Consider the following 12,506-nt stretch of genomic DNA (forward strand, 5'->3'; position numbering starts at 1 on the left):
CCGAACAGCGGGCTTGTCGTCGTTCACCTCAGATCCGCCGGGGGTAGGGGCATCGACCTGGGGGACGAAGGCCGGTCGATGCCCCTACCCCCGGCGGGGGGGGTTGTGGAGGATAGGGTCACCTTACTAAGGTTTGGCTATCCTTCTCATCGGTTCTGTCGATCGGAGCACAATGTCGTCCCGCCTGCTCACCCCCGCCCGCGCCGCGATCCTCGCCACGGTCGCCCTGTCGACGGCCGCGTGCGGCTCGGCCACCGCCTCCTCGGGCTCCGGCTCGTCCGGCTCGGGCAGCTCGTCCGGCAGCGCCACGACCGTGAGCGTCACGCACGCGCAGGGCACCACGCAGGTGCCTGCCCACCCCAAGAAGGTCGCCGTCCTCGACCTGGGCGTGCTCGACAGCCTCCAGTCCCTGGGCGTCGACTCGGTCACGGCCGTGACCAAGCAGGGCATGCCGAGCTTCCTGTCGGGTTACCAGGACGCGAGGTACACCGACCTCGGCAGCATGAAGGAGCCCGACGTCGAGAAGCTCGCCGCCGCCGGGCCGGACCTGATCATCGTCGGCGCCCGAGGGGCTGCGAAGTACAAGGAGCTGTCGAAGATCGCCCCCACCATCGACCTGACGGTGGGGTCCAAGGACCTGATGGGCTCGGCCAAGAAGGTCAACGCGCAGCTCGGTGAGATCTTTGGCAAGCAGGAGCAGGTGACGGCCAAGCATGCCGCGCTGGACGCCAAGGTCACGGCCGCCAAGGCCAAGGCGGCCAACGCCGGCACCGGCCTGATCCTCATGACCAGCGGGGGCAAGGTCTCGGCGTTCGGCCCGCAGTCCCGCTTCGGTCTCGTCCACCAGACGCTCGGCGTCAAGCCCACCGCCGCCACGATCAGCGAGGACCGCCACGGCCAGGCCGTGAGCTTCGAGTTCGTCCGCGACGCCAAGCCGGACCGCCTGTTCGTCGTCGACCGCGACGCCGCCATCGGCCAGAACGGCAAGGCCGCCAAGGAGATCCTCGCCAACCCGCTCGTCGACGCCACGCCGGCCGGCGCCACGAAGCAGATCACCTACCTCGACGGCCAGCGGTGGTATGTCGTCGGGGCCGGCCTCGACAACCTGTCGACCATGGTCGACGAGGTGGCCGCGGGGCTGTGACGGCGTCAGCCCCCGTCGTCGCGCGACGCCGACCCCGCCAGGCAGCGCTGCTGCTCGGCGGGGCCGCCGTCGTGCTGGTCCTCGCGGTCTGGTCGCTCTTCGTGGGGGTCGCCGACGTGACGCCCGCCGCGCTGCTGGACGCCGACCGCCGCGCCGACGCCCTCGACCTCATCGGGGTCAGCCGCGTCCCACGCACCGTCGCCCTGGTGCTGGCCGGCGCCGGCCTCGCGGTGAGCGGGCTGATCATGCAGCTGCTCACCCGCAACCCCTTCGTCGAGCCGTCGACCACCGGGACGATGGAGTTCGCCGGCCTCGGCCTGCTGGGGGTCGCGATCGGCTGGCCGGACGCGCCGGTCGCGGCCCGTATGGCGATCGCCGCCGCCTGCGCGCTCGCCGGCACCGCCGTGTTCCTGCGCCTCGTCCGGTCCGTCACGATCCGGGACGTGCTCGTCGTGCCGCTGATCGGCCTGGTCCTGTCCGGGATCGTGGGGGCGGTGGCCACCTTCGTCGCCTACCGCTACGACCTCCTGCAGAGCCTCGGCGCCTGGATGACCGGCGACTTCTCGGCCACGATCCAGGGCCGCTACGAGCTGCTGTGGATCGCGGGCGCCCTCACCGTCGTGTCGGTCGTCGTGGCGGACCGCTTCACCGTCGCGGGGCTGGGGGAGGACGTCGCCACCAACCTCGGCCTGGACTACCGCCGCACGATGGCGATCGGCATGAGCATCGTCGCCGTCGTGACGGCGACCGTGGTCGTGACGGTGGGCATGCTCGGCTTCATCGGCCTGGTCGTCCCCAACCTCGTGGTGCTCGCCATGGGCGGCAACGCCCGCAGCAGCGTGCCCTGGGTCGCGCTCGGCGGAGCCGGTCTCGTGCTCCTGTGCGACCTGCTCGCCCGCTCCCTGGTCGCGCCGCACGAGCTGCCCATCGGCACGATCCTCGGCGTCGTCGGGGCGGGAGCCTTCCTCGCCATGCTGGTCAAGGGAGTTCGCGGTGTCCGCTGACCTGACGACCGCCGCCCCCGCCACGCCTGCGGCATCCCGTCGACCTCTCGTCCGCCGTGCCCCCTCCCCGACGCTGCGGGTCGCCGCGTGGTGGCTGCTCGCGGCGGCAGCCGCGACGGCATACCTGCTCGTGGGCCTCGAGGGGGCCATCGGCTTCATCCTGCCGCGACGCCTGATCACCCTCGCCACCATGACCGTCGTGGGCGCGGCCGTGGCCATCGCGACCGTGCTCTTTCACACGGTCACCGCCAACCGGATCCTGACGCCGTCGATCATGGGCTTCGACGCGCTCTACCTGCTCGTGCAGACCGCGGCCATGGTGGCGCTCGGGGTGACCGGCAGCGTGACCATCGACCCGGTGCTGCGCTTCGGCGCCGAGGCGACGGCCATGACCCTGCTGGCCGTCGGCCTCTACCGCTGGCTCGTCGTCGGCCTCGGCCGCAGCCTGCACCTCGTGGTGCTGGTCGGCGTCGTGGCCGGCGGGTTCTTTCGCGCGCTGTCCACCCTGATGCAGCGCGCCATGGACCCGACCGAGTTCATCGTCCTGCAGGACCGCTTCTTCGCCGACTTCCATGGCGCCGACCCCCGGCTCGTCGCGACGAGCGCGGTGATCGTGGCGCTCGCCCTGCTGTGGACCCTGCGCCAGGCCGAACGGCTCGACGTCATCGCCCTCGGGCGCGAGCTCGCGACGTCCCTGGGCATCGACCACCGCCGCAGCCAGCTCGTCGTCCTCGCCGTGGTGGCGCTGCTCGTCGCGTCGGCGACCGCACTCGTGGGGCCGACCAGCTTCTTCGGGCTGCTGGTGGCCCATCTCGCCTACCAGACCATGGGCACGCACCGGCACCGCTACGTCCTCCCGGCCGCCTGCGGCGCGGCCGTCGCCACCCTCGTCGGCGGACAGCTCGTCTTCGAGCAGCTCCTCGGCCTCGAGGGCTCCCTGTCCTTGGTCGTCGAGCTCCTCGGCGGCGTCGCCTTCCTCGTCCTCCTCCTGCGAAGGGCCCGCGCATGACCTCCACCGCCGTCCTCCCGCACGCCGCGACCAGCTCGGGCATCGCCATACGGGAGGTGACCAAGTCGTATGACGGGACAACCGTCGTCGACCGGGTCACCCTCGACCTGCCGCGTGGGGGGCTGACCTGCCTGGTCGGTCCCAACGGCGCCGGCAAGTCGACGCTGCTGTCGATCGTGGCCCGCCTCCTGCCCGCCGACGAGGGCGAGGTGCACGTCGATGACCTCGACGTCACGCGCTGCGAGTCCTCGGTGCTGGCGCGACGGCTCGCGATCCTGCGCCAGGAGCACCACCTCGCGGTGCGCCTGCGGGTGCGTGACCTGGTGGGCTTCGGCCGCTTCCCCCACTGCGGGGGACGGCTGCGCCCGGTCGACGTCGAGCACGTGGACCGTGCCCTGCACTACCTCGACCTGGAGGACCTGGCCGACCGGTTCGTCGACGAGCTCTCGGGTGGTCAGCGCCAGCGCGTCCTGATCGCCATGGTCGTCGCCCAGGACACCGACTACGTCCTGCTGGACGAGCCGCTCAACAACCTAGACATGCGGCACGCCCTCGGGATCCTGCGCCTGCTGCGCCGCGCCGTGGACGAGCTGGGCAAGACCGTCGTGGTGGTCGTGCACGACCTCAACGCGGCCGCCGCCTTCGCGGACCGGATCGTGGCGATGCGCGACGGCCGCGTGGTCGCCGCCGGCAGCCCGGACGAGGTGATGCGCGAGGGCCTGCTCGAGGAGATCTTCGCCGTCCCGATCACCGTGGAGCGCGTGCAGGGGCGACCGGTCGGACACTACCTGCGGCGCTGACCTGGGGCGCTGACCTGGGGCGCGTCGGCTTTTGGTGCAGCTATGCTCAAAAGGTCTGGCCGACCTGGTCCGACGCGATGGCGGCGGGACATCGCCCGCGAGGAGGTGGACCCCATGGCTGCGACCGAGACCGGTGCCGGTGAGGTGCTGGCGCACCTGCGCGAGCACGGTCCGACGACCCGGCGCGGGCTGGTGGACGGCCTCGGCTGGGCGCGCATGACCGTCGGCAAACGGCTGGACGAGCTGCTCGCCGCCGGCTTCGTCGTGAGCCGGGGCCTCGGGGCCAGCGAGGGGGGTCGGCCCGCCGAGACCTTCGCCGTCGACGACGACCTCGGCCTGCTCGTCGGCATCGACGTGGGCGGCTCCTACACCCGCGTCGGGATCACCGACATGGCCGGCGGGTTCCTGGCCGAGGACGGGGCCGACATCGGGCTCCCCACCGGGCCGGGCGGCGTGGCCGCTTGGGTCGACGCACGCATCACCGCGCTGCTGGCCGGGATCGGGCGGTCGCCCGCCGATGTGCGGGCCGTCGGGGTCGGCGTGCCGGGACCGGTCGACCTCCGTAGCGGGGTCATCGGGGCGCCGCTGCGCGAGAGCGCTTGGGAAGGGGTGCGATTCACCGACCTCCTCACGGTCCGCGGCGACGTGCAGGTCGTCGACCGGGATGTCAACACGATGGCGGTCGCCGAGCACGCGGCGCTGGGGGCGGGCGACCACACCGTGGTGCTGCGGGTCGGCATGGGGATCAGCTGCGCGTTCGTGCTCGACGGGCGGGTCTATCGCGGCGAACGTGGGGGAGTGGGCGTGCTGACGCTGCCCGGGCCTGACGGCCGTCTGCGCCGCCTCGAGGACGTCGCCAGCGGGTATGTCGTGCGAGAGCGCCTGGCATCCCATGGGGTTGCGGCCACGACGAGCTTCGACCTGGTGTCGCTCGTCGAGGACGGCCACCCGCTGGCCTGCCAGCTGGTCGGCGAGGTGGGGGAGGCCCTCGGCCGGTCCCTCGCGGAGGTGGTGCGCCTGCTCAACCCCACGACCGTCGTGGTCGGTGGCGCGCTCTCCGGTGCCGGCGGCGTGCTCATGGCGCCGCTGCGCCGGGCGCTCGACGAGGGTGCGGGGGAGTACGCCCTCCAGACCCTCAGCCTGCGCACGACGCTCCTCGGCGGTCGGTCCGGGCTGGCCGGGGCCGTGCGGCTGGCGGCGGACGCCTACTTCGAGCCGGCGCGCATCTCGCGGCTCGTCTCGTCCTGAGCCTTGTTCCCTCCCGCGTCCACTGGGACGTGATCCACACATGGACCGGCTGGCACCCCGCCCCACCCGCGAGCGCCAGCCCCGACCCCGACACCAGCCCCGAGACCAGCCCCGACCCCGCACCACCACCCGACGGCAACCCACCAGACAGCGACCCACCACACGGGCACGCCCTCACCGCCTGACCCGACACGCCCGCCCACCCGGACAGCCACCCCAGGCTGCCAGGGCGGAGGCCTGCCCCCAGCGCGCCACTTTAGTCAACCTATAGACAAAAGACGGGCGACGGCATACGGTGAAGGCATGCGCACTGAAGCGGCCGTCATCCACGGCAAGGGCAAGATCAAGGTCACCGACGTCGAGCTTCCCCCCATCGGGCGCGACGAGATCCTCATGAAGGTCATGTCGGACAGCATCTGCATGTCGACGTACAAGGCCACCATCCTCGGCGAGGACCACAAGCGCGTCCCGCCGAACATCTCCGAGGTCCCCGTCATGGCCGGCCACGAGTTCGCCGGCGAGATCGTCGAGGTCGGCGCTGACTACGCGGACGACTACACGGTGGGTCAGCTCATCGCCATCCAGCCCGCCATGGGTCTGGAGAACGGCTACTCCAGCGGCTACTCCTACCCCTACTTCGGTGGCGACACCCACTACACGATCATCCCCAAGATCGCGATCGACAAGGGCTGCGTCCTCAGCTACGACGGCACCTACTTCGCGAATGCCGGTCTCGCCGAGCCGATGTCGTGCATCATCGGCGGGTTCCACGCCCAGTACCACACGAAGCCGTTCGTCTACGAGCACTTCATGGGCCCGGTCAAGGGCGGCAAGATGGCCCTGCTCGGCTGCGCGGGCCCGATGGGCATCGGCGCGATCGAGTACGCCATCAACGGCCCCTACACCCCGTCGCTGCTGGTCGTCGTCGACATCGACCAGGCCCGCCTCGACCGCGTCGCCAGCCTGATCACCGTCGAGGACGCCAAGGCCAAGGGCGTCGACCTGCGCTACGTCAACACCACCGGTGGCGACCCCGTGCAGATGCTGCGCGAGCTCACCCCGGAGGGCAAGGGCTACGACGACGTCTTCGTCTACGCCCCCGTCAAGGCCCTCGTCGAGCTGGGCGACCAGATCCTCGGCTTCGACGGCTGCCTCAACTTCTTCGCCGGCCCGACGGACAAGAAGTTCGTCGCCGACTTCAACTTCTACAACGTGCACTACGAGTCCACGCACATCGTCGGCACCTCGGGTGGCTCCACCGGCGACATGATCGAGTCCCTCGAGATGTCCGCCCGCGGCGAGCTGAACCCGTCGTTCATGGTCACCCACATCGGCGGCCTGGACTCCGTGCCCGAGACGGTCCTCGACTACCCCAACATCCCCGGCGGCAAGAAGCTCATCTACCCCTGGGTCCGGATGCCGCTCACCGCGATCGACGACTTCGCCGAGCTGGGCAAGGACGACGAGTTCTTCGCCGGCCTCGCGGAGATCTGCGGCCGCAACAACAACATTTGGAACGAGGAGGCCGAGAAGTACCTCCTCGCGCACAAGACGACCTCGAGCGTCGAGTGATCGCCTGACCGGCTGGTCGTGCGGCCCCCTCCCCGGCCCGGGAGGGGGCCGCGGCCGTATGACGATCGCCCACCGCCTCGACGGGCGGGGCCCTCAGCGCGGCTCAGGGGTGAGTGCGTGGATCCGGGCGGCGACGTCGGTCTCGACGGTCCAGGTGCGGGTGCCCACGTCATGCCACGTGCTCGGTGCGCTGCCGTCGCGGGGGTAGACCTCGACCACCTCGCCGTCGATCCACACGTCAACGCCGTCCCCGACCGGCCCGCCGAGCTCGGCCGTCAGACCCGTGAGCCGCCAGGTGCCGGGGCCGCCGGGCACGCGCACGAGGCCGGAGAGCTCTACCACGGCAGCGTCGCCGGCAGCGAGGGGTCGATCAGCGCCTGGGTCCATCAGTGTCCCCACCGCCGGATCCAGCCGGCTCCGGAGCTCGTCCCCCTCGACGCTCAGGCGGCGCGGGAAGGTCAGGCAGCCCGCGACGAGGTCGGCGACCTGCTCCTCCAGGTCCGCCGGGTCCGCGGGGATGCCGTCCTGGCGCACCCACCCCAGCAGCAGGGGCTCGGGCTCGTCCTGCAGGACCTGCGGCGCATAGAGCACGTCGCCCGCGTCCAGCGGACCGCCGGTGCGGGCGACGAAGGTCGGACGACCATCCCCATCGGTGGCGAGGTCGCCCACCAACCACACCGCCCGGTCGAGGATCGTCTCGTGCTGCAGGCTCAGCACCAGCGCCGTGCCGCCAGGGGTGTACACGAGCTGTGGGCACTCCCAGATGTCGGCCGGAGCGTGCTGTGCCGCGACGGGATCCGCGTGGGTGAGCCAGAGCCCGACGTAGCCCCAGGCGAGGATGTCGTCGCACGAGTAGAGCAGGACGGCGGGGGTGCTGTCATCGAGGCCCGCCCCCAGCAGCGCCCACCGACGCCCACCGTGGGTGAAGACGAAGGGGTCCCGCATGACCGACACCCGGTCCGCCGAGGGCGTGGTCGCCACGACGACCGGCTCGGACCACCGGTCCAGCTCGTCGTCGAGGGCCCACCGCAGGCAGACCGTGCTCGCGAAGGTCTCGTCGACCACCCCTGAGTACGCCACCGCGGGCCGGTCCAGCCCGGGCACGAACACCCCCGACCAGCAGCCGAAGCGGTCCGGGCCGTCCGGGGTCGGCCCGAAGGCCACCGGGTGCTCGGTCCAGCGGACGAGGTCCGGGCTGGACGCGTGACCCCAGTGGATGAGGTCGTGCACGGCGGCCTCTGGGTTGTGCTGGTAGAACACGTGCCACCGGTCGCCGTGGCGGGTCATCCCGTTGGGGTCGTTGAGCCAGCCGCGGCGCGGTCGGACGTGGTGGGTCGGGACGACGGGCGGCACCTGCGACATGGGTCAAGGATGCCCGAGCCGGCCGCGACGGGCCTGCGGGCGTCTCGTCCAACGAGCTCCGGGCTGCGTGGCTCTGCTACCGACGCGTAGCCTGCTCCACACGTCGCAGCGACGCGGCGGACGGCGACCCCGCGACGGGGCGGGCGCGCCATACGGCCGGGGGTGCGACCCCAGGGAGAGGTGCCGCGTGGAGCAGGTGACCGACGAGCTGCCGACCGACGAGCTGCGGACGGATGAGCTGCGGACGGACGAGCTGCGGACGCACGAGCTGCGGACGGACGTCGACGTGCTGGTGGTGGGGTCCGGCTTCGGGGGCTCGGTGGCGGCCCTCCGGCTCGCCGAGAAGGGTTACCGCGTCGAGGTGCTCGAGGCCGGCCGCAGGTTCGCCGACGAGGACTTCGCCAAGACCAGCTGGGACGTGCGGAGGTTCCTGTGGGCGCCGCGGCTCGGGTGCTTCGGGGTGCAGCGCATCCACCGGCTGCCCGACGTGCTCGTCCTCGCGGGCGCGGGCGTCGGCGGGGGATCGCTCAACTACGCGTGCACGCTCTACCGCCCGCACGGCCCGTTCTACGCCGACCGGCAGTGGGCGCACATCACCGACTGGGAGAGCGAGCTCGCGCCGCACTACGACGAGGCCACGCGGATGCTCGGGGTCGTCACCAACCCCTGCGACGGGCCCGTGGAGCGGCTGATGCTCGACGTCGCGCGCGAGCTGGGCGTGCAGGACAGCTACCGCAGGACGCCGGTCGGGATCTACTTCGGACGGCCGGGCGAGACGGTCCCCGACCCCTACTTCGGCGGGGAGGGGCCGGCGCGCACGGGCTGCACCGAGTGCGGCAACTGCATGGTCGGGTGTCGCGTCGGCGCCAAGAACACCCTGGTCAAGAACTACCTTGCGCTCGCCGAGCGGCTCGGCACGCTCGTGCGCGAGCGCCGGACCGTGACGCGGGTCCGGCCCATCGACCCGTCCCGCCCCGAGCGCGGCTACCGGGTCGAGCACGAGCGCACCGGCGCCTGGGTGGGCCGCGACCGTCGCGAGACGACGGCGACGTATGTCGTGCTGGCGGCCGGCGCCTTCGGGACGAGCCGCCTGCTCCACCGGCTGCGGCACACCGGCGACCTGCCGCGGCTGTCACCGGCCCTCGGTCGGCTCACGCGCACCAACTCCGAGATGATCGGCGGGGCCGGCACCCGTCGCGTCCCGCCCGGCGTGGACCTGACCCGGGGCGTCGCCATCACCTCGTCCTTCCACCCGGACCAGGACACGCACGTCGAGAACTGCCGCTACGGCGTCGGGTCCAACCTCATGGGTGGGCTGACCGCGCTGCTCGTGCCCGGGGGCGGCCGGGTGCCGAGGGTCGTGCGCTACCTCGGCGAGGTGGCCCGTGACCCGCTCGGCGCGGCCCGGTCGCTGTGGCTGCGGCGCTGGAGCGAGCGCACCGTCATCGGCCTGGTCATGCAGAGTTGCGACAACTCGCTGACGACCAGCTATCGCCGGGGCCTGCTCGGAGGCCACTCCATGACCAGCCGGCAGGGCCACGGCGAGCCCAACCCCACGTGGATCCCCGTGGGGCACACGGCGTTGCGCACCATGGCCCGTCACCTCCAGGCGCTCACCGGCGTGCCGGCGGACGCGCGCGGCAGCGTCGGGGAGGTCGTCGACATGCCGATGACGGCGCACTACCTCGGCGGCGCGGTCATCTCGGACGACCCGGCGACCGGCGTCGTCGACCCCTACCAGCGGGTGTGGGGATACCCCGGCATCTCGGTGCTGGACGGCGCCGCCGTCAGCGCCAACCTCGGCGTCAACCCGTCGCTGACGATCACCGCCCAGGCCGAGCGGGCGTGCGCGCTGTGGCCGCGGCGCGGGGAGCAGGACCGGCGGCCGGCGCAGGGGGAGCCCTACCGACGTCTCGCCTCATGGGAGGGCCTGGGCTCCGACGCCGGGTCTGTGGCAGGCTGACAGCGGGTCCAGAGCAGCGACCGATCACCTCGAGGAGGTCGCTCGGCACCCGGTTCCGCGCCGGTGCCTCTCGAGGGCAGACCCGGCCGCGCGGCCACCGTCGACGCGGTCACGCGGGCCTCGGTCGAGGTCCAGCCCGATCGAGGAGGTCGATCCCGTTGCCGGTCAACGTCCCTCGCGCCCTGCCGGCGCGCCGCACGCTCGAGTCCGAGAACGTCTTCGTCATGTCGAGCGAGCGCGCCGGGCACCAGGACATCCGCCCGCTGCGCATCGCCATCGTCAACCTCATGCCGACCAAGATCGTCACCGAGACCCAGCTGCTGCGGCTGCTCGCCAACTCCCCGCTGCAGGTCGAGATCACCCTCGTGCGGATGTGCTCGCACGAGTCCCGCAACACCTCCACCGAGCACCTGGACACCTTCTACCGCACCTTCGAGCAGATCCGGGACGAGCGCTTCGACGGCCTGGTGATCACGGGGGCGCCGGTCGAGAAGCTGCCCTTCGAGGCGGTGGACTACTGGGACGAGCTGTGCGCGATCCTCGACTGGAGCGCCGACCACGTCTACTCGACCATGCACGTGTGCTGGGGCGCGCAGGCCGGGCTCTACCGGCACTACGACATCGGCAAGGTCGAGCTGCCGGACAAGATGTTCGGCGTCTTCGAGCACCGGGTGCTCGACCCTCGCGCCCGCATCGTCAGCGGCTACGACGAGACCTTCACCGCGCCGCACTCCCGGCATACGGGCACGCCCCTGGAGGAGGTGCAGGCGCATCCCCAGCTGCAGGTGCTCGCCACCTCCGAGACCGCCGGCCTCTACCTCGCGCAGTCCCGCGACGGGCGGCAGCTCTTCGTCACCGGCCACCCGGAGTACGAGGCGGACACGCTCGCGCTGGAGTACCACCGCGACGCGTCCAAGGGCCTGCCGATCGAGGTGCCGGTGGGCTACTTCCCGGACGACGACCCGACGCAGCCACCGCGAGTCACCTGGCGCAGCCACGCGTTCCTGCTCTACGCCAACTGGCTCAACTACTACGTCTACCAGCGCACGCCGTACGACCTGGCCGAGATGCAGCGCGCGGCCAGGCGGGCGGACTCGTACGTCATCTGAGCGGGCGTCATCGCAGCGGGCTGGCGCCCAGCCGATCGGCGTCCGCGTGGACCAGCGGGTATGCCGGAGCGCCGGCGTGCACGTGGGTCACCGCGCTCGCCGCGGCCGCCGCGCCCGGGCGCTCGCTGACCGGCCACCCAGCAGCAGCGCCTCGTGGTCGACGACGGCAGGTGTCGCGGGTCGTCAACCCGCCGAGAGCCTGCGAGGCTAGGAGCATGCGACTGGGGAGGGTGCAGGACCACACGGCACGGCTGCGGACCCGGGTGGCGCTGGGGCTGCGCGAGCGTATCGCCGGCACGGACGCCGACCGCCGGGCCGACCAGATCTGGGGCGCGGTGGGGGAGCGGTGGTTCGGGCCGGACGACGCCATCTGGCAGGTCCACGCCGACACCAGCATGTTCAGCGGCGGCCTGCGAGCCCTGCTGCTGCAGTCCCTGCACCCGCTGGCGATGGCCGGCGTGGCGGACCACAGCGGCTACAAGGGCGACCCGTGGGGCAGGCTGCAGCGCACCAGCCACTACATCGCCATCACGACCTACGGCACGGTGCGGCACGCGGAGGCGACCATCGAGGCGATCCGGCACCTGCACGGACGGGTGGTCGGGAGCACCCCGGGCGGCCGCCCGTATGCCGCGAACGACCCGCACCTGCTGCGGTGGGTGCACGTCGCCGAGGCCGAGAGCTTCCTCGCCACCTACCAGGCCTTCGGCGCGAGCCGACTGACCCCGGCCCGGCTTGACGAGTACGTCGCTCAGTCGGCGCACGTGTCCTCGCGGCTCGGGGTGCCGCTCGCGGACCTGCCGCAGACCTACGCCGAGCTGCTGCAGGCCGTCGAGTCCTACCGCGGCGAGCTGGTGACGACGGCTGCCGCGACGGAGGCCGCGCGGTTCCTGCTGCTGACGCCACCGATCGACCCGGCCGCCCGGCTCGGCTACTGGACCCTCGCGGTGGGCGCGATCGCGACCCTGCCGCCCTGGGCGCGGCAGATGCTGGGGCTGTCCGTCCTGCCCGACCCCGTGACCGGGGTGCTCGACCGGGTGGTGGGGCTCCCGCTCGGGCGCGCCTCCACGGCGACCACCCGGTGGGTGATGTCCGACCCGGCGGTGGCCAACGAGTCACGCTCGCGCGCGGCGCTCGCCGCGGGCGGGGAGGGTGACCAGCGCCGTTGAGCGTGTCGGCCCCTCCGTGCTGCTGAGGGGCCTCGCCGGGGTGGCGCGCGGGTGGTCGCCAGGGTGGACCTCGGGTGCACGGTGAGGTGTCCCCCAGGCGCGAAATCCCGCGTGGCGCAGGTCCAC

11 protein-coding genes are annotated in these 12,506 nt (G+C 72.3%); 9 read left to right on the forward strand and 2 right to left on the reverse strand.

The genetic code is table 11. The features are described from left to right. Positions 1–172 precede the first annotated feature (172 nt). From GGG17_RS06720 to GGG17_RS06745, 6 genes are all read left to right on the forward strand, one after another. A complete protein-coding gene (locus GGG17_RS06720) occupies positions 173–1,144 on the forward strand; it encodes a siderophore ABC transporter substrate-binding protein (RefSeq protein ID WP_154592987.1) in 972 nt (323 codons plus the stop codon). Further along, entirely contained in the window at positions 1,141–2,148 is a 1,008-nt protein-coding gene (locus GGG17_RS06725) for an ABC transporter permease (protein ID WP_311966483.1), read from the forward strand. The genes GGG17_RS06720 and GGG17_RS06725 overlap by 4 nt, the downstream gene beginning before the upstream one ends. Beyond that, positions 2,138–3,157, forward strand: a complete 1,020-nt coding sequence (locus GGG17_RS06730) for an iron chelate uptake ABC transporter family permease subunit (protein ID WP_288799460.1) — start codon at positions 2,138–2,140, stop codon at positions 3,155–3,157. The genes GGG17_RS06725 and GGG17_RS06730 overlap by 11 nt, the downstream gene beginning before the upstream one ends. After that, positions 3,154–3,957, forward strand: coding sequence for an iron ABC transporter ATP-binding protein (locus GGG17_RS06735; RefSeq protein ID WP_154592988.1), 804 nt, complete (start codon positions 3,154–3,156; stop codon positions 3,955–3,957). The genes GGG17_RS06730 and GGG17_RS06735 overlap by 4 nt, the downstream gene beginning before the upstream one ends. A 114-nt stretch (positions 3,958–4,071) precedes the next feature. Beyond that, positions 4,072–5,205, forward strand: a complete 1,134-nt coding sequence (locus GGG17_RS06740; protein ID WP_195849147.1) for an ROK family transcriptional regulator — start codon at positions 4,072–4,074, stop codon at positions 5,203–5,205. A gap of 303 nt (positions 5,206–5,508) precedes the next feature. Then, complete coding sequence (locus GGG17_RS06745) at positions 5,509–6,777, forward strand: alcohol dehydrogenase catalytic domain-containing protein (RefSeq protein ID WP_154592990.1); 1,269 nt, start codon at positions 5,509–5,511, stop codon at positions 6,775–6,777. A gap of 93 nt (positions 6,778–6,870) precedes the next feature. On the opposite strand, the gene GGG17_RS06750 is transcribed toward GGG17_RS06745, so the two are convergent. Beyond that, complete coding sequence (locus GGG17_RS06750) at positions 6,871–8,139, reverse strand: glycoside hydrolase family 32 protein (protein ID WP_154592991.1); 1,269 nt, start codon at positions 8,137–8,139, stop codon at positions 6,871–6,873. 268 nt (positions 8,140–8,407) lie between these two features. On the opposite strand from GGG17_RS06750, the gene GGG17_RS06755 reads away from it, so the two are divergent. Together GGG17_RS06755 and metA are read left to right on the forward strand one after the other, a co-directional pair. Then, positions 8,408–10,102 carry a GMC oxidoreductase gene (locus GGG17_RS06755; RefSeq protein WP_195849154.1) on the forward strand — a complete coding sequence of 565 codons (1,695 nt, stop codon included), beginning with the start codon at positions 8,408–8,410 and terminating at the stop codon, positions 10,100–10,102. Between the two features lie 158 nt (positions 10,103–10,260). Further along, positions 10,261–11,211 carry a homoserine O-acetyltransferase MetA gene (gene metA, locus GGG17_RS06760; protein ID WP_154592993.1) on the forward strand — a complete coding sequence of 317 codons (951 nt, stop codon included), beginning with the start codon at positions 10,261–10,263 and terminating at the stop codon, positions 11,209–11,211. Between the two features lie 7 nt (positions 11,212–11,218). Here the strand turns inward: metA and GGG17_RS15965 are convergent, their stop codons facing one another. Beyond that, the gene (locus GGG17_RS15965; protein ID WP_195849148.1) at positions 11,219–11,428 is read right to left on the reverse strand and encodes a hypothetical protein; all 210 of its coding nucleotides are present in this window, start codon (positions 11,426–11,428) and stop codon (positions 11,219–11,221) included. Here GGG17_RS15965 and GGG17_RS06765 point away from each other — a divergent pair. Further along, positions 11,427–12,380, forward strand: a complete 954-nt coding sequence (locus GGG17_RS06765) for an oxygenase MpaB family protein (protein ID WP_154592994.1) — start codon at positions 11,427–11,429, stop codon at positions 12,378–12,380. The genes GGG17_RS15965 and GGG17_RS06765 overlap by 2 nt on opposite strands. Positions 12,381–12,506: the final 126 nt, after the last annotated feature.

The organism is Arsenicicoccus cauae (assembly GCF_009707125.1).
Taxonomy (GTDB): domain Bacteria; phylum Actinomycetota; class Actinomycetes; order Actinomycetales; family Dermatophilaceae; genus Arsenicicoccus; species Arsenicicoccus cauae.